This is a genomic window from Pseudoalteromonas galatheae (genome assembly GCF_005886105.2).
GTDB lineage: Bacteria > Pseudomonadota > Gammaproteobacteria > Enterobacterales > Alteromonadaceae > Pseudoalteromonas > Pseudoalteromonas galatheae.
Map to the genome: position 1 here is coordinate 808717 of NZ_PNCO02000002.1, position 17755 is coordinate 826471.

Below are 17755 nucleotides of genomic sequence, written 5' to 3' on the forward strand. Positions count from 1 at the left end.
TTTTGAACGTGGTTTGAGAGCGGTAATAAGTATGTTTTGATTACTCATTTATAGCGTTGTATTGATTGGAGCCGTGCGGCATTCGCCACCTAATCACTGTCCAAGCGATCGTCAGAAGTAAACTGAGCTGAATAGCCACAAGAAATAGATAGAATGGATCTGTTTCAACACCACCGAGTATAAACAAAAAGGTCAATACGACGGCGACTAAATTGCAGGCTCGGTTTAGGTGATAGTTAAGATACTGAGACAGAAAAATCATTGCAATTGGGATCTCGATAAGAATGGCAGAGATCAGTAGTAGCGGTTGTGATAATTTGACCGAGCCGGAATAGCCCGTCATCAACGTTTCTATTACTCCAGGAGTTATAAATGCGGAGACAAAGGCCAAAATATCGGCATAAATCATATTTAACATGACCAATAACCACAGTGTGGCGACCTTTTTATGTGTATTGGCGCTGTGAGTTGACTGACCAGTTGCTGCTGCAGTTGTCATACTTGTTTCCTTAAGTCATATTGGCTTATCTATTCAGATGTTAGAGCTCTTCCCTCATCTTTATCTAAGGGATGGAGTAAGACTAACTATCACTGGCTGAGCTGTCGTCCTTGCGTAAAGGCGCGGACATGATTTAAGGTTCTTTAAATTTAAAAGTATGAAAAACAAAGTATTACGGATAGGTTTGTTTCAAGTTTCAGGAGTGAATGGTGGTTGATCCTATCGTTATGGTGCTCACTGCAATGCTCATTGGGCAAACTGTACTCAGCGTGCCAATGCTAATGATAAACAAAAAGACGCGTGTTTATCGCCTGCCGTTGATGTTGTTTCTTACAGCCTGCGGAGTACTTGCCCTCAATGTCATCGTGCCCCATTTGTTTCCCAGTTGGTATCAAGCGTACACCGTTATTGGCTTTCCGATGCTATTTGTACTTTGTCCTACACTAAGGTTGTACATTGCTGGGCTGACAGAGCAAAGGCAAGAGGCGTTCAGTAAAGCAGATCTTAACGCGTTTATTTTACTGTGGCCTGCGATGGCAGTATCTGTCGCGATAGGTGCTTTACCTCCTGAGCAGCACAGTGCGCTCTTTGTTAGTGATGAGGATCCGAGCGGATTATATTCATCAATACTTGCAGGCATTATGCTGGTCCTTATGTGCCTTTGGCTAATAGAATGTAGCGTCACACTTGCGGTAATAATGAAGCGTTTGCTGGCTTTCAAAAGGCAGTTAAAAAATCATTACTCTAACCTTGACGACCGCCGGCTCTACACTACCAGAAGGCTGGTTTTTGCAGCGATATGTATATGGATATTTGCGCTATTCTCTGTTTCTATATCCAATTTGCTTGGCCAAGCGCTACTGACACTGAGAGCGGAAGTATTCACGGCGCTAATACTTATTTGGTGTGTCACCTTTTTTGCAATGCAACATACACCGATGTTGCCAGTAGGTTTGGCGAGGGAGAAAATTGAGCATGCGGTTGAAGGTCTGGACGCTACAAAGCATAAAACTACACCAGACAAATACAGAAAATCAGCACTTAGTGGCGAGCAGTCAGCGCGAATTGTCGATAAAATTACTCGAGTGATGCGAGATAAAAAGCTCTATATGGATGCTAATTTAACTCTTAAAAAACTGGCGGATGCCAGTGGCGTTTCACCCAATTATCTTTCTCAAACATTAAATGAAACGCTGAGGGTAAATTTTTTCGACTTTGTAAACCAATGGCGAATAGAAGCGTCAAAATCGGAACTATTGACTAGCGCAGATTCCGTGCTAAAGATTGCTCTAGACGTTGGTTTTAACGCCCGCTCTTCATTCTATAAGGCGTTTAAGAAAGAGACAGGGGTTACGCCGGGCGAGTTTAGGAAACAACACGCTCGGCAAACTTGTGAATAGGTTGCGGGTTATCGCGGCGAAGTCGTTGAACTTTCTTTGAGTAGTAGGACGCCAAGCCCTATAAACCATAGGATTTGTCCGAGACCAAATATAGCTGTGGTAACTTCAAAAAATGGGTTTTTGGCAAGGAAAGATAAACCTGAAAATAATGTTAAAACCCCAGCCAAACTTACAAGCAAACCCCAATAATGGAGCAGTGGGCTAAATATTTTATGTTTGAGACCGATGCAACTGATTGCTAACACCCAAATCGCACCAACTAATTCAATGCCACCGCCAAGTGCATCTACCACTATCGAAATGGTGCGATTGATCGTTAACGCAAGTGTCGGATCCATTTCATGAAATTTTGCAATCGCTTCAATGCTAGTTAAAAAAATCATGGTACTGGCAAGGACAATCGCCGCCCAAATATAGCCTACAATGCTAGCAAACTTCATGCAGTCAGGTGACATTGTGCTAAAGCGTTGATGAATTGCTTGCACCAACACAATCAGGGCAAAGCTGAAGATAATCCCAATCACGATATAACCAAGAAAAAAGGTATCGCGATTTTGCACAAAGAAATCTAGATAAAGCGCTGGTGTATTGTGCTCACTTGAGTCTAATACCCCAAAAAATAAAACAAAACCAAACAAATAAGTCGCGGCTTCTGTGAGTGCCGCGACACCTCCCCATTTTTGTAATGACATAGTACACCTGTAAAACTCGTTTATTATTGTTGTACTCAGTTTAGCAACATATTAAGTATCAGCTCCAGAGTAGGGTGTGTTTATTTGTAACAATAGTTTATTGAGCAGGGAATTCGGGAGAGGAGAAGAGCACCTTCAGGTGCTCTCTAAGCCATATTAAAGATGAACGATGCTATCTACATTGCCATCAGGATCGTTTGGTGTTTTACCATCTGTACTTGGGTTACCATTTCGCATCATGATCACTGCACAGGCAGCAGGTGAATCCATCGAAGTGGCTGATATGGTTATCATGCGATTTGGTGAAGGTAAACAGCATAGCGACGCTTCGCTATGCTGTTGAAGTGAGGTTTGCAGGTTATGCAGATATTCTGCGTCTGCCAAAAGCCAACAGTGTGCTTAGCATCGCCAGTAAAAAGCCAAATGCACCTCCCGAACTGCCTTTATCTTCCTTATCGGTCGTTGTTGGAGTTGTGTTTGCTTTGTACTGTGCCTTTACAACTAACTCACTGGTGACCTTGTCAAAAGCTATATCCCACCCAGTAAAAGCATAACCATTTCGCTGTGGCTCTGCAGGTGGCGTTGCTGCTTGCCCATGAACGACTTCTGCTGCTTTGATGACTGTGTCATCCCAATCCACAAACTTCACTTGATACTTATTAATCTCAAATTGTGCCGTAATGGTAAGGTTTTGATTAACATCATTAAAGTCGTTATTCCAGCCTGTAAATGTATAACCTTCCCTGGGCGGAACTTGAGGAGCCGTAGCAGCACTATTTTCTTCAATAGTTTGCGTAGAAAGCACGCTTCCATCCCAGTTCTTAAACACGACATTAAACTGCTTTAGGTCAAAGCTTGTCACCTGAAATGTGGCTTTATTATTTGAGTAGTCTAATTCAGGAGCTACTGATGAGAACCGGATAGTTGGTGCAAACTCGCCAGCTTCACTTGGCGCAACCTTAAACGAGACTTGAACTGACTCAACATCAGGACCATTGCTAAAGCGGCATGAACGACGATTATTTAGATCTTCACAGCTGACCATATATTCTTGATCTATTGAGTGAAAATCAAACTTTAATGCGGCCTCTGAGTCTAGATAGAGATCAAATAGACGCGGCAAACTGGATAGTGTATTTTCAGTTATTTCCAGTGTGACAAGAGTGCTTGTCCCTGCTTTTAGCTGCTTTGCTCCCGTTATATTCTTAACTGAAACTTCACTTATTTGCGCTTCGTCAACAAAGATGTAGGGTGTAGCGCCTAACGTTGTTAATTCTCGCGCATAAGCACCTTGGCTATATATGCCTGCGGAGTCTATTTGAATATTTGCATCCAGTTGCCAAACCCCTTTACCCTTTTGCAAGTCGTCGTTACTAAAGCTCACACTGGTAGTGCCGACAAACTCATCTTGGTCATTGCCTTGCTGCCATTGCTCTATAGTAAAGAGTTTATCTTTCGCTTCAGCTCCCTCTGGTGCTCTAAGAGCATAGTAACCTTTGGTCATGCCTGATACATCTGACATTGTGACGGTTAGGGTAACATCTTGATCGCCATTCGTTGAAGTGAGTTGGTTTGACGAAAAAGCGACGTTGTCGATACTCGGAGGAGCAATATCTAGTTCAGTTTGATTTTTAACCGTAACAACAGACGGTAGACCGAGCTGATTAAAGTGACCTCGATTGTAAGCACCAATATTTCCATTGCTATCAGTGAGCATCGCAGAGGCAACAAACCACTCACCTGGCAACGCTTTATCTGTAAAGGTAAATGAATAATTTGAACGATATACCCCTTCGACGTCCGTTTCTTGCCAATCAGATGACTCAGCATATTTTATGGCAAGAGATTTATATTGGCTAGGCGGTGAGACTCTAATTACACCTTTTGACATTGTTGAATGGTCATAAGCTTCTATGGCTATATTAACCGTTTTATCTCCTGTATTTACATCAACTTCAGTGTCAGAAATCGTAATAGATTTTATTTCAGGGTTAATGCCTTCAGTGACTTTATCATTCGTGACAACGATATATGGGTTAAAGCCTGCAGCTTGAATTTCATTCTCACGTAGCCAAAAACGAACGGCATTGTTTACGTCAACTAAGTGGCTTAGGGTTAAAAACCACTTCCCATTAACATCTGCATCGGTGAAAGTGAAACTCACTTTACTCTCATAAACTCCCGGCTCGTCTGTTTTCTGCCAATTAGAAGCTACTGCTGATTTATTGCTCCCCCAACTAAACCCTGTCGGTGGGGATAAATAAACGCGCGCACCTTTTACACCGCTTTCATCGTAAAATCTTAATGTAATATCGACGGTTTTTTCTCCATCGTTTACATTAACAGAGTTCGTGGTTAAGAGGATTGACCTTATCTCTGGTGGGGTCCGGTCAGTTTCATTTGTAGTTTTTTGCTCTTGGTAGCAGTGGGTGTTGAGTACATCTAGCATAGACTCGGCAGGTAATAAACTGTCACTTTCGCCATTCGCAGCGTTCGCCATTAATAATTCAATTTTTGTATCACAATCTATTTTTGGGTTAGTGATGGTATCTAAACTAAGCGATAGGCTTGCTTGTGCATTCATTGCTGCTAGCCCAGAGACTAGCGTTGCCAGTGTGGTTTTTTTAAAAAGATTAAAGCTCATTGTTAGTCCTTTAAATTATTATGTGTAGCACTATGCAGCGAAATACTTGGTTAGTACTACAAAATTGAGTAAACACCCTAAATTACCATATGGATCCGGATCTTTAGAGGATTTTTTGTACTAAAATTGTGAACAAATGTGAAAGCCTAGTTTTTCTAATCTGTTGAGTTCAGGTGCTTTTTAAGGTGTTCGATAAAAAGTTGGGTTTTATAGGGTGTGTAGTTTGTCTTGGGATAATACGCCCATAATTGTTTTGCTTCAGATTTTACTTCAGGCAATACAGGTATGAGCAAACCTTGGTCGAGCTCCCTTTTCACATAGCTAGGCGCAATAAATACCAGTCCTAAACCTTGTACCGCTGCTGTCAGCATAGCGTCGAGTTGATCAGAGACAAAGTTATAGTTGTCAAACTGGAAGACATCGCCATTTTCTAAAATAATCCCACCTAGCTTGTGGTAGTAGCTGCTTAACAGCATTTTATGTTGGCGCAGATCATCAAGGGACTTGATAGGCTTATGCTGTTTGAGATAGTGAGGAGCACCAAAGATCTGCATTTGATAATCAATGAGTCGGCTACCTTTATGAGAGGCTGAGTCAAAAGCTTCATAGTAGCGTGTGATCACTAAATCGTGAGTAAGGTCTGGGTGCGCGCCAGGGGCGATGACATTAAGATGAATTTTTAATTTGGGATATTCGGCTAAAAATGAGGCGATATTTGGCATTAAAATGGTGCTGCCTACTGCGAGTGTTGAAGCGATTTTTAAGCTACCAGATGGTGCTTGATTCAGTGCTTGTCCGTGATCAGTTAAACATTCAAACTGCGCTAGCCATTGAGAAGCCTTCGGTAAAAAGTGCTCCCCAGCCTCAGTGAGGTTGACTTGACGAGTGGTACGAATAAATAGCGTTAAGCCAAGCTGCTGTTCTAACCAGTCAATTCGCTTGCTCACTGCAGATGCTGAAACACCTTCTTCATCTGCGGCACGAGTAAAACTGCCAAACTCTACAACTTTGCTAAAGCTCCGCACTCCGGTTAGCCAATCCATTAATTATTTCCTAGCAAGAATAAGTGTTTTTATTATTACCTTGTTTTTTGGATATTAAAAGCTCGATAGAATCATCCTCAGTAGATTCAAGGGGATTGACGTGTTTCAAGTTGTGTTTTTAGCTGTTTTGCTGATGTCTTGCTCTCAAATCGCAAGCCAAATCTACATCCCTGTTTTACCTAATATCACGGATTTCTTACAGCTTACGCCTAGTCAAGGACAAGCGGCAGTAATTAGCTATTTCACTACACTAGGAGCTGCGCAACTACTGGTTGGGCCGCTACGAGATAAGTTTGGTGATAGGCCGTTATTTTTGAGTGGGCTGGGTATTTTACTGCTAGGCACAGTTTTTTGTTCAATTGCATCTAGCGCTGAGGTATTTTTTATCGGTCGAGTGTTGCAAGGCATTGGTGCTGCGTCGCCGGTGTTAATTGGTCGAACGCTTCTTGCTGCAAGATTATCGGGTAGTGAACTTAAAAGCGCGATGGCGACGCTATCAATGTCGGTGAGTGTTACTGCTATTTGCAGCCCTTTTTTAGCTGGCGTTTTATCTGGCTGGGTAGGGTGGCAGGGGATGTCATGGTTTGCGTTCGCTTACTATATTTTGATACTGATTTATGGTTATAAAACTATGCAGCAGAGCAGTAAAATTACTATGTCGCTGAGGCCAAAAGCGCTCTTTAATGAATATCAAAATCTATTGTTAAACCGCTCGTTTATTTCCCTCGCGTCGCTCAAATGGTTGCCTACTTTTTTGTATCTCACCATTCAACTGTATCTGCCGTTTTTATTGGCACGGCAGTTTGGCTTGGAAGCCAACGCAATAGGTCAGGCGATGATGATCCCCATGTTTGGCTTACTCATAGGGTCAATTTTAACTAAGGTATTGCAGCGTAAGCGCGCTTATTTAGATATCGTCATTTGGACTTGGCCAGCGCTTGTTGTCAGCGTGTTATTGCTGCTATTTGCAAGTGGTAGTGCGCTTGCTGTTTTGCTTGCTTATGCTGCGATTATGTTTGTATTTGGCGCTTATTTTCCAAGTTATATGCATCTTATTGGCGTTTTACATCCCGAGAAAGCAGGAACAGCAAATGCGCTAGTCGGCGCGGTTGAACTGTTATTTTTCTCTTGCGTGGCTTGGTTGGTCAACAGGTGGTTACTGAGTGGCGTAGAGTCACTCGCGGCACTCGTTTTTGGTTGTGCGCTGTTACTGTTTATAACCTGGCGGCATTTACGCACTGTCCTTATGCCGGTTTGTAAAGAGTAATAGAATGCAGAGCTTCTGCGACATAGCGTTTATCTATGAGATTGGTGGCTATGTATGTGATCTTAGGATAGGGAAAAATAACAATGCAGTTTGAAACAGAGCGTTTATCCATAAGGCGAATGACAATGGATGACTTAGATGCGGTTTACAGCCATCGGAAAAATCCAAATACGTCAAAATATATCGGTGCGCCTGCCACACTCGAGTCGGCAAAAGAGAGGCTAATTCAAGCTTGCCAACCTTGGAAAAGTGCGGTCGATGAGCGTTTGATCTTGGCTTTAGTGAATAAACAAAAAGAAAAACTGATTGGCGAGCTAGTTTTTAAATATGTCGACGAAGAGAAAAAGGTTGGTGAAATTGGATTTCGATTAGCGGAGGGTGAAATTGGTTGCGGCTACGGTTATGAGGCTGCAGCAGCGCTGATAAAGGAGGCTTTTCAAAGTCTCTCTGTAGATACCATTCAGGCAATATGCGCTGTAGGCAATCGACAATCGCAACGGTTGATGCTCAAGTTAGGGATGAAACGCAAAAACCGTCTAAAAGCCTTTTTGGATATAGGCGGTGAAAAGCATGATATCTATGTCTATCAATTAACCAAAGCTCATTATCTGGAATTGTAATGGGAACGGAATGTGGTTACTGTAAGAGAGTGATAATCCTTTGTCAGTATTATGTTTATTTGAGGAATTAAAATGGAATTTAAACTTTTAGCGCAGCACAAAGCGCTGATACCAACTATTGCCAAGTGGTACTTTGACGAGTGGGGAGGCATTGTTGAAGAGGCTTCTGTAGAGCGGTTTGAGCAAAAGCTTTTAGACTACCTTAACGACTCTAGTATTCCTTGTGTAATCGTCGCGCTGGATGGCGATACAGTCGCAGGAGTCGTGCAGCTTAAATTTCATGAAATGAGTATCTACACAGATAAAGAGCACTGGATTGGTGGCGTTTATGTGGACAAGCCCTATCGTGGAAAGCAGTTGGCCTCACGCTTAGTCAAAGAAGCAGAGCGACTAGCCATTAAACTCGGTGTTAAAACGTTATATTTACAAACGGAACACCCAGAAGGTGGACTCTACCGGAAACTCGGCTGGCAACCGCTCGAAAACGTCAATTACCGAGGCGTTGATGTGGTAGTGATGAGCAAAACAGTAGTTTAGTTAAACAAGCTAGATTTTAAGCTCGGGTAAAAGGCTTAATAAAATCCCACAGTTTTATATGTTCCAAACTAGGCCGTTCAACAGCAACTTATTACCTTAAATCCAATTGCGATCACGGACGCTTATCCAACTTATATTTGGACAAAAACGCGTTGGGTGAACGTCCGTACTAGGTGAATTTCGCATAAAAATTTCTATGGGCTAGCGCCCGCCTAACAGGCGTAAAATTAGGAACGAAGTGACGCAAGCCAAGCTTTTTAGGTCCTTGGTTGAGGCGCTCGTTATACGTAACTTGCGCTTACTGAATTTCTTGTTGCCAGTTAACCTTTTGATAAACTGATTTTTGATTAAAGTTAGTATTACCAGTCGTAGGACCTACATAGTAATACATGCCACCAGAGAAACCTGCAACACCAACTGAAGTAAGTTGTTTTGGCAAAGCAGCTACCGCGTCTTTAGCATTTAAAAATACGTTATTTTCAGGGTAGGCGTCTTGAAGAGTAGGCTCGGACAATAATTGTATGGACTGGTTAATAATGCGACTTGAAATTGCTTTGTGAGTTTGTCCTTTCGCCCAACCTAAAGATTTACCAGTAAAGATATTTAGTTCATCGCTATGACCAGCATAAAACACCTCATCTCGAATAATTTGACCATTTACTTCTAAACACCAATCAACAATAACAAAGCTTGCGTAACTTGCATTTGTAATTATTTGTGAGTAGCGATGGATTTTAGCGTGTACTTTAGCTTTTTTTGATACGTTTGAAGTATTTTTGTTAAGGGTATTCAAGATTGATTGTTGAATATTATTTTTGTCTGCTTCATCAAAGCTACCCCAATTAAAAGCCCCATATGATTCATTGTCAGCTGTATTTTTATCAACTATGAGTGAAACTGAGTTTACGTTGGCGCTAAATGCAGGAGCGTTTGTTAATAAAGGGAATTCTGTTTTACTTGCTGTCCCAGTAACACCACAACCCACTAAGATTAGAGATAAAGATAAAACTATTAGATGTTTCACACGCACTCCTTATTTACGTATAACGCCATAATAAACGACACAAAATAGCAGGCTTAAACTGGCGACGAAGGAGCACAAGCCTGCTGTTTTGTGTCCCTGGTTTAACGGCCTTGATACTTATTGAACCTTCTCCCCGAAGTTTAGCGAACAGCTAAACTTCAGGGCGACGAAACCCAAAGGAGAAAGCTCAATGAAATTCTATACTACTTTTCATAAATATTATTGTGGAATTGACCTTCATGCACGCATTTTATACGTTTGCATTATTGATGAGCGAGGTAATAAAGTTGTTCATCAGAAAATAAAAGCTGATAAACATGAATTACTTAGACTGATTTCGCCCTATCTCGAAGATATCGTTATCGGTGTTGAATGCATGCATTGTTGGTATTGGGTGAGTGATTTATGTGCTGAACATGATATTGATTTTGTGCTTGGTCATGCGCTTTATATGAAAGCTATTCACGGTGGTAAAGCCAAAAACGATAAGATTGACTCTTATAAAATCGCTAGTCTATTGCGTGGTGGCAACTTCCCGCTGGCTCACAATTATCCTGCTAATATGCGTTCAACACGCGATTTACTTCGCAGACGAACACGGCTGGTTCAGCATGGCGCACAACTGAAAGCGCATATAGTTAACACAAATAGTCAGTACAACTACCCGCCACTCGAGTTACATATGAAGAACAAATGTGTTCGACAAGAATTCCAAACGCGTTTTGATGACCAAGCCGTCCAACGCAATGTTAACTTTGATCTAGCCATCCTCGATGCCTACGCAGAAGAGCTTAAAAAACTTGAATATTATTTAGAGAGCAAAACTAAAAAGCATCAACCAAACTATTACGCACAACTGCGTACCATACCAGGTATTGGTCTTATTCTAGCCATGACTATTTTGTATGAAATTGGTGATATTAACCGCTTCGAGTCTGTACAAAAATTTGCATCTTATTGTCGACCAGTTAAGTGCAAAGCAGAATCTGCTGGCAAAACCTATGGCACCAGCGGCAATAAAATTGGAAATGGACACTTGAAATGGGCGTTCAGTGAAGCCGCTGTACTTTATTTACGTGGAAATGACAAAGCTCGGTGCTACTTAAACAAATTACAAAAACGCATGAGCAAAGCCAAAGCACTTTCAGTGCTCGCCCATAAGCTCGGTCGTTGTGTTTATTTTATGCTTAAGAACAAAACGGTATTCGACGATGAACGTTTTTTAAAAGGCTAAGTCGCACAATGGGGTGAGCTCAACACCTAACTAGATAAGCACGAACAACCATGCATTATTTGTGTTTTTGTCAGTAATAGCTGAATTTTACAGGTAAGTATTGTCGAAGTAATAAGCTATTTGGCCTTGATTAGACACCCCATTGGTGCGCATTTATTTAAGCAATGAATTGAATCGTTTACACCTTAGCTGAGCCTTTAACTAACTGGACGAATGAGCCATCCCCTTGAGTAGTGCAAGATTAAGGTTAACCGATGAATGTCTAGTGGCCCTAAACGATAAGTTGTATCGACCGATTTAGGCAGCGATGAGATCGCAATAAGAGATTACGGCGTAACGCCCCTATATGTGTTTGCCGTAAACGATTTAACGGTTAACCGACATAACGAAGTTGAACAGGTTTAAGCGTTGCCAATACAAATTAGCTGCTTAAAAGCAGCTAAAAAGAATCGTTATGCTTAATTGACCGGATAAGGTTCATATGTGTTATACATCGTCCCGCAAAACTTCTAGTATTTTTTGTTGAGTAATACCTTCATTCGCTAGTAATTCACTGATATTTGCTTTTAATCGAGAATACTCCTCTTCCATCATCTCGTAGTGCATTTCATCTATTTCACCAGCTGAAGTTGTCACGTAATTTTCTCCAGTAGTTATAATCAACTCCCCCCCTGATGACAGAGAGCATTCTTTCAATGATGTTGAAGTCAAGATATCAATAAGGGTAGGTTTGTGACCAGTAGATAAAAGGGTTTTAATCGCTTCGCTATCTAACATTAAATCATGTAGTTTAACTAGAACTTTGGATTCATTTGAGCCAACAGACTTCAACACTTGAGTGGATAGAAACTCAATTTTATCGCTTACACCAACTAAATGAGACATCATATCTGAAACTCTATTCTCTTCATTTTGGTTGCTTAAAAACGAGAACATCATTCCAGCCCATTGCTGCCTTAAATATGATTCGATATCTGAAAAATCTCGAAATGGAACAATTGCATTGTTAATTGAATTTGAACGAACCTGGTCAATAAACCCAAAGATCTTCGTATTGTCTGCAGAAGGGTAAACTATTTCATTATGATTGAGATTTTTATTGTTTTTATTCTTTGTGTACAAGAAGTGATCAGAGTAAACAGACTGTTCTACCAGTGCGAACACGGGGATTTTGCTTTTGATTGCCTCTTTATATTCTTCATTTGTTATCGAGTTGTCCCCCTCTCGAAATAACCCTCCATAACGGCCTCCTATTATCAAAACAAACATTTGGCAATTCGGTACTTCTGACAAACAAGAATCATGGGTATGCATTGTTGGGTTATAAAATACTGCGCCTTCCTCACTCAAAACAGGCTCATAACCAATAGTTCTAACAAAATATTTAAGGTTTTCTCGAATATGCTTCAAATCGTAGCAAGTAGAACTAATGAAAACACGAGGTATTGCCATTTTCTTCCCTAGTAAAATTAGATGTATAATATTTTAGTATTTATGCGACACGAAGTTTGTGTTGCATAATCGCTTGTTGGACTGAGCCGCTACACGCTCGATGTCTCAGAGTTGGTGTTATTTATGCTATGGGAATTTGCTTTTTAGAGACATTAGCCAAATCATTTGGTTTGAACAGCTAGTCTATTATTAATTAAGCTTTCCCTGCATTGCTCAGCGCTTATTATGTATTCATTACACCTAAATTTATCTTAATAAGCAATTATGTTTTTTTAGCGTACAAAGGCCGCTAGCCTGAGCAATTAAGTAGGTTAACCAGTTGATTTTGCTCAGCTATCGAGCTGCTAACTCGTTCGCTCTACTTTGGTCGGTGTTGCATCTAACTTGAATACGCCAATTAGCCGCAAGATACCTACCTTACAATGCTGACAAGGCCAATTCGGTATTAATGTCACGTTTTCTCCTGTCTTTGGCCTCTTTGCTCTGCATGTGCATGACGCCCACGACTTTATCAGCGCTAACTTTCGCTTGCGACATGCATTGGCTAAAAAGCCGTAATGCTGAATACGCATGAATCCTTTAGACAATGTATCTATACTCATGTTTTACAGCAAGACGCAAACTGTGCTGTTAGCCCTTTGAGCAAAATTTTCTAGCTTATTTTGGGGCAAAGGTGGGTTATATTAATAACCCGCCATGGACAAAAACAATTCAGCACCGAAGAAGCATAGTTAATTGACGTGTTAACTGATTCTTGGCACACGACTAGACTCGAAGACCTGCTTATTTAGCTGTTTTAGTTTGCTTAGCGCTATTTGGAATTGCCCATTTTTTGGAATTTTTTTACCTGAAAACTGTGCCCAAACTAGATTTCCTGGGCCATTGTAAATTTCTTCAAAAGTGCCGTTGGGCAATATTTTGATAATGATAGTGTGTTCTGGCTCGCTACGAAAGGAAACAATTTTTGACTGTGTAGCCTTTATTTCAACTTGCTTGCCATTATGCGTTTTTGCATCGAAACCCTTGTTAGATGCAGTTTCTAGATTTAATCCATACGCTTCAGCTACGAGGCATTCTCCAATACTACCAACCATGTGACCATCTGGCGTGAAATGCCTTCCTGGGAACATGACTTCAAGCTCATCAACAGTCGAATATAATTGCCGTATTAATTTCTGAAATTTATCGTGATCCATGTTTTCGCTTAACAATCGTAACCTACGAGCGATTCGGTCGTTTTTCTGCCGTGAATCGTCTCGATATTCTACTTACGGATTTTTTATCACAATGGCTAACTTATTGCCAGAAATAGCTTTCTAAGTAGTGGAACTCCAAACCTAGTCACATAGTTAGAGTTCTAAGCATGAAGAAAAGTAAGTCAAATAAGGCTTTGTTGAAAGCGCTTTTAATCGCTATTTTGAAGGGTTCGCCAAAACACGGTTTGGGCAAAAATGTGTCAGCCCAGATCCGACTAACTCGAAGCTAGACAAAAACGTTTTAGAGCCGAATGTCAGCTCTATGCTGTAAGTTCAATTAGTGGGTGTAATGCTATCCTTTTAATTATTTAGGAAAGGCTAACAGGCATTTAAGTAATGGAACCAGATAGCCCTAAAACTATACCAAATATTAAAAATGTTACGCCACTCACTTTATTGAATCGGCCTCGACCTTTTTCGCCTACTAGCAGCTTTACCTTTTCAGCAAGTGCTGCATAACCAAAATAAATTGTGAAATGAATCAATGCACTGATAATACACAGCATCACAACTTGTGGCATTAATGAAACGGTTGGATTAATAAATTGAGGTAGTAATGCCGATACAAAAATTAATGCTTTTGGATTCAAAGATGTAACCAAAAGTGCTTGCTTAAAAATCAGCCATGGTTGATAGTGTAAAGAGGACTGAAAGCTGTCAGTATCAAGCTGAGGCACTGACGAACTATATACCTTAATACCTAAATAGCATAAATAACCAGCACCAATTACTTTTATAAAAGTTAATAGTTCACTAAATGTTAGAATGACAGCTCCCAGACTTGTCGCACTCAGAATCAACAAGAGCTGAAATGCAGCGACATTGCCTAAAACGCCAAGCGCAGCTAGCTTCTTCCCATGGTTCAACCCATTATTAATAGAAAGTAACACAGAGGGTCCTGGTGACACCAAAAGTACCGTAATTATCACAGTATACGTAACGTATTGTTCTATATTCATTTTAATTCCTGACAATTACTTAGTTACTTGGTTTTCACTGCCGTAATCGCGAATAACATAGCCCACTCTTATTCTGAAGTGGCTAAAAAGCTCTTCCTTTCCTTTTTTCTGAGCGACTTGGTGTTCAAAATGCTCTTTCCACTGTTTGAGCGCCGTTTCGTTTTGCCAAAATGATAAGGATAAAAATTTATCCTGATTAGAAAGGCTTTGAAAACGCTCAACAGAGATAAAGCCATCAACCTCGTTGAGTGTACTTTTCAACGCCTGCGCTATTTCAAAATAGAGCGCTTTTCCCTGCTCTTTCGGAGTTACTTCAAAAATCACTGCGAGCATGTATTTTCTCCTTCAAGATCTCGCTTGTAAGTTGAGCGTACAACCTGCAAAAACGTACGTTTCTCATTAACAATAAACTTTTCCCTTTGGGCAAAGCGAAAGTTGCTTTTACCAAGTTCTGACAGGCGTAACTTGCTTCTATAGCGTTCATAATCAGCCAAAGAATCAAAACTGATTAAGCCGTAAGCTTTATTATTTGAACCCTCATGAGGTAAAAAATACCCTAATAACTCTCCTCCACATACGGGAATGATTTTGCTCCAGTTTTCAGCGTATTGTTCAAACATATCCAATTTGAAGGGATCAAGTTGGTATTCAATACAACAGGTAATTTTCAAAGTGGTTGTCTCCGTTTTCGTTTTTTGGCAGTCTACTCGTCATTAAATTTTGATACTTCGATGGCGATCGAACTGTGAAGGAAAAAGAGTGGAACCTAATATTGCCTATATTGGAAATTTAATCGGAGATACAGCTCGTTCTAAAATGCTTACAGCCTTGATGAGTGGTAAAGCGCTAACGGCAACAGAGCTATCACTTGAAGCAGATATTACCCCTCAAACAGCGAGCAGCCATTTAATGAAATTAGTTGAAGGCGAGCTTTTAGTCGTCAGGAAGCAAGGCCGCCATAAGTATTTTCAGCTAAGAAATATCCAAGTCGCTGAACTTATTGAGCAAATGCTTAATATTAGCGTATCTGTATCAAGTCCAAAGATATCAACTGGGCCTAGAAACGAGAGATTGAGAAAATCCCGTATTTGCTACGACCACCTAGCAGGAGAGTTAGGCGTAAAGTTATTCGATGCTTTGGTGGACAACGGCTGGCTAATTGAAAACTCTACCGAGATTATATTGACGAAAACAGGGCAAAAGTTTTTTAGCAACATAGGCGTTGATTTTAGCTCATTTAAAAACCGAAGCAGACCAATATGTAAAGCATGTTTAGATTGGAGCGAAAGACGAAGCCACTTGGCTGGCAGTCTAGGTAAGTGGGTACTAGACGATGCTATGAATCGCAACTGGGCAACACAAGATTTGGATTCAAGAGTAATTCAGTTTACTCCTCAAGGACTTAGTGCCTTTACGAAAAGGTATGGTATTTAAGTGTTAATACATATTGTTGATGTATGCCGTTCAATGTTAACTCCTCGCTTAAAGGCGGTCTTAATGCCAACTCGCTAAAGGTAATAAATAGAGCCAATGCGTTGCCCAGAGGCTCTATTAAAGTTACTACGTTAACAAGCTTTAGGGCAGGAATGAGTTGGCTGAACGACCGCTAGGTATGTACAAATAGTGCAAATAGCAGACACCCACCATAACATAAATGCAAATTATGGTGGGTGTCAGTGTTAGCCTAATCTTGCTGGTGTCAGTGTTAACCTAGCATTATTCAACTTGCTCACATGAAAATGGGCCAACCACGTCGCTTTTGATGGCAAATTTGGTATCAATTTCCGGATGCCGTGTTTTTATCTCCTCAAGCGCTTGCTCGAAGTTCTCTTTAACCTGCACCCTCCAAGGATGCGATGAAAATAAAATATAGTTATCGTAGTCATTCACATGAAAATGGATATCCCCGATATAGTTGAGGCTATTTTCTGCTATATCAAAAGTGCCAAGGCAGTTTAAGTCGGGATCAACTAATTTGGATCCTTGCATATATAACACCTGGTCAATTTCGTGCGTCCCCACTGGCAGTGGCAGAACAATCAACTTTTCCCGGGTGTCTTTTAGAACAAAGCTGTAGTTGTCTAGCATTTTTTGTGTATTTCGGGTAATGAATTGAGCATTACCAATATCGCCAGAGGTACTAAAACGGGCTAAAGCTAAGCCATGTCCTTCAGGCAAAGGCTTTTTAGCATCATATGCCAATTGCGCACAACCAGACAGAAAAAGAGAACAAACAACAACCATAGTTCTAAACATATTTACTTCTCACTACATAAAGGTGCGGCATTACAAGCACCTGTCAAATTCTAATTGCAAACATTAAACCCAAAAAAAGCAAACATTACAACTACAAGAAATACACGAATAATCAAGACTTTAGATTGCAAATAGCAGACACCCACCATAACATAAATGCAAATTATGGTAGGTGTCAGTGTTAGCCCTACTTCAATAGTGCATCTATCGCGGCGTTTGTGTGGTAGTGATGATTAGCTTTAGCTGTATACTGTTCCAAACCAAACTGAAAGCAATTACAGGACTTTCCTTTCAATGGCAGACCAAGCTATTTCACTTTCTAAATATAATCAAGATTGGCCACGGATGTTCCAAGATGAAAAGCTAAGGTTAGCGCCTTTGCTATGCCATTGGATTGAAGGTGGTATTGAGCATGTGGGTAGTACAGCGGTGGTTGGTATGGTTGCTAAGCCGGTGATAGATATTATGGTGGGTGTTAAGTCACTAGAAGCGTCAAAAGAAGCCATCCAAGTGCTCACTCAACACGGTTATTGTTATTACCCCTATAAAGCTGACGTAATGCACTGGTTTTGCAAACCAACGCCTGAGTTTAGAACCCATCACTTACACCTTGTTCCCTTCGATAGTGCACTTTGGCAAGAGCGCATTTCTTTTAGGGATAAATTAAGAGCATCATCAGATTTAAGCGCTGAGTACTGTGCGTTAAAGCAAAGATTAGCGCAACAATACAAAGATGATCGTGAGCAATATACTCAACAAAAATGGCCGTTTATTCAGAAAGTGTTGGCGTCATTTTATAGCTGATATTAATCCAGCCTGTCGTGGCAACACGAAACGGCGATAATCGGACATTTTATAGTTTTTAACTCAGA

At 40.7% G+C, this 17755-nt stretch carries 19 protein-coding genes and 1 pseudogene; 8 read left to right on the forward strand and 12 right to left on the reverse strand.

All coding sequences use genetic code 11. The features are described from left to right. Positions 1–40 precede the first annotated feature (40 nt). Positions 41–499 carry a DUF6326 family protein gene (locus CWC29_RS21540; protein WP_128727372.1) on the reverse strand — a complete coding sequence of 153 codons (459 nt, stop codon included), beginning with the start codon at positions 497–499 and terminating at the stop codon, positions 41–43. Positions 500–705: 206 nt separating this feature from the next. Here CWC29_RS21540 and CWC29_RS21545 point away from each other — a divergent pair, with 206 nt between their 5' ends. Beyond that, the gene (locus CWC29_RS21545; protein ID WP_128727371.1) at positions 706–1899 is read left to right on the forward strand and encodes a helix-turn-helix domain-containing protein; all 1194 of its coding nucleotides are present in this window, start codon (positions 706–708) and stop codon (positions 1897–1899) included. Between the two features lie 8 nt (positions 1900–1907). On the opposite strand, the gene CWC29_RS21550 is transcribed toward CWC29_RS21545, so the two are convergent. Beyond that, positions 1908–2591 carry a DUF4386 family protein gene (locus CWC29_RS21550; RefSeq protein ID WP_128727370.1) on the reverse strand — a complete coding sequence of 228 codons (684 nt, stop codon included), beginning with the start codon at positions 2589–2591 and terminating at the stop codon, positions 1908–1910. 169 nt (positions 2592–2760) lie between these two features. Here CWC29_RS21550 and CWC29_RS21555 point away from each other — a divergent pair, with 169 nt between their 5' ends. Further along, positions 2761–2934, forward strand: coding sequence for a hypothetical protein (locus CWC29_RS21555; protein ID WP_167815468.1), 174 nt, complete (start codon positions 2761–2763; stop codon positions 2932–2934). A gap of 15 nt (positions 2935–2949) precedes the next feature. Here CWC29_RS21555 and CWC29_RS21560 read toward each other — a convergent pair whose 3' ends face one another. Beyond that, entirely contained in the window at positions 2950–5235 is a 2286-nt protein-coding gene (locus CWC29_RS21560; RefSeq protein ID WP_128727369.1) for an InlB B-repeat-containing protein, read from the reverse strand. Between the two features lie 155 nt (positions 5236–5390). Continuing rightward, complete coding sequence (locus CWC29_RS21565; RefSeq protein ID WP_128727368.1) at positions 5391–6278, reverse strand: LysR family transcriptional regulator; 888 nt, start codon at positions 6276–6278, stop codon at positions 5391–5393. A gap of 100 nt (positions 6279–6378) precedes the next feature. Here CWC29_RS21565 and CWC29_RS21570 point away from each other — a divergent pair, with 100 nt between their 5' ends. From CWC29_RS21570 to CWC29_RS21580, 3 genes are all read left to right on the forward strand, one after another. Continuing rightward, on the forward strand, positions 6379–7545 hold the full coding sequence (locus CWC29_RS21570) for an MFS transporter (protein WP_128727367.1): 1167 nt from the start codon (positions 6379–6381) through the stop codon (positions 7543–7545). A gap of 83 nt (positions 7546–7628) precedes the next feature. Next, entirely contained in the window at positions 7629–8165 is a 537-nt protein-coding gene (locus CWC29_RS21575; RefSeq protein ID WP_128727366.1) for a GNAT family N-acetyltransferase, read from the forward strand. Positions 8166–8237: 72 nt separating this feature from the next. Continuing rightward, complete coding sequence (locus CWC29_RS21580) at positions 8238–8702, forward strand: GNAT family N-acetyltransferase (protein ID WP_128727365.1); 465 nt, start codon at positions 8238–8240, stop codon at positions 8700–8702. Positions 8703–9000: 298 nt separating this feature from the next. Here the strand turns inward: CWC29_RS21580 and CWC29_RS21585 are convergent, their stop codons facing one another. Beyond that, positions 9001–9726 carry a hypothetical protein gene (locus CWC29_RS21585; RefSeq protein ID WP_128727364.1) on the reverse strand — a complete coding sequence of 242 codons (726 nt, stop codon included), beginning with the start codon at positions 9724–9726 and terminating at the stop codon, positions 9001–9003. 190 nt (positions 9727–9916) lie between these two features. Here CWC29_RS21585 and CWC29_RS21590 point away from each other — a divergent pair, with 190 nt between their 5' ends. Continuing rightward, positions 9917–10960 carry an IS110 family RNA-guided transposase gene (locus CWC29_RS21590; RefSeq protein ID WP_128727363.1) on the forward strand — a complete coding sequence of 348 codons (1044 nt, stop codon included), beginning with the start codon at positions 9917–9919 and terminating at the stop codon, positions 10958–10960. Positions 10961–11446: 486 nt separating this feature from the next. Here CWC29_RS21590 and CWC29_RS21595 read toward each other — a convergent pair whose 3' ends face one another. The 6 genes and pseudogenes from CWC29_RS21595 to CWC29_RS21615 all read right to left on the reverse strand — a co-directional run bounded on the left by CWC29_RS21595 (position 11447) and on the right by CWC29_RS21615 (position 15298). Continuing rightward, a complete protein-coding gene (locus tag CWC29_RS21595; protein WP_128727362.1) occupies positions 11447–12412 on the reverse strand; it encodes a DUF4062 domain-containing protein in 966 nt (321 codons plus the stop codon). 344 nt (positions 12413–12756) lie between these two features. Next, positions 12757–12999 (reverse strand): annotated as a pseudogene (locus tag CWC29_RS24240) (IS91 family transposase); the annotation flags it as partial. A gap of 156 nt (positions 13000–13155) precedes the next feature. Then, positions 13156–13608 carry a DUF6998 domain-containing protein gene (locus CWC29_RS21600; RefSeq protein WP_128727361.1) on the reverse strand — a complete coding sequence of 151 codons (453 nt, stop codon included), beginning with the start codon at positions 13606–13608 and terminating at the stop codon, positions 13156–13158. A gap of 389 nt (positions 13609–13997) precedes the next feature. Further along, positions 13998–14627, reverse strand: a complete 630-nt coding sequence (locus CWC29_RS21605; protein ID WP_128727360.1) for a LysE family translocator — start codon at positions 14625–14627, stop codon at positions 13998–14000. Positions 14628–14642: 15 nt separating this feature from the next. Next, positions 14643–14960, reverse strand: coding sequence for an antibiotic biosynthesis monooxygenase family protein (locus CWC29_RS21610; protein ID WP_128727359.1), 318 nt, complete (start codon positions 14958–14960; stop codon positions 14643–14645). Further along, entirely contained in the window at positions 14948–15298 is a 351-nt protein-coding gene (locus CWC29_RS21615; RefSeq protein ID WP_128727358.1) for an NIPSNAP family protein, read from the reverse strand. Before CWC29_RS21615 ends, CWC29_RS21610 begins: the two co-directional genes overlap by 13 nt. An 88-nt stretch (positions 15299–15386) precedes the next feature. On the opposite strand from CWC29_RS21615, the gene CWC29_RS21620 reads away from it, so the two are divergent. After that, positions 15387–16061, forward strand: coding sequence for an ArsR/SmtB family transcription factor (locus CWC29_RS21620; RefSeq protein WP_138523244.1), 675 nt, complete (start codon positions 15387–15389; stop codon positions 16059–16061). A 282-nt stretch (positions 16062–16343) separates the two neighbouring features. Here the strand turns inward: CWC29_RS21620 and CWC29_RS21625 are convergent, their stop codons facing one another. Continuing rightward, on the reverse strand, positions 16344–16883 hold the full coding sequence (locus CWC29_RS21625) for a hypothetical protein (protein ID WP_138523246.1): 540 nt from the start codon (positions 16881–16883) through the stop codon (positions 16344–16346). A gap of 294 nt (positions 16884–17177) precedes the next feature. Between CWC29_RS21625 and CWC29_RS21630 the strand changes: the two genes are divergently transcribed. After that, entirely contained in the window at positions 17178–17687 is a 510-nt protein-coding gene (locus CWC29_RS21630; protein WP_138523248.1) for a GrpB family protein, read from the forward strand. The last annotated feature ends 68 nt before the right edge of the window (positions 17688–17755 follow it).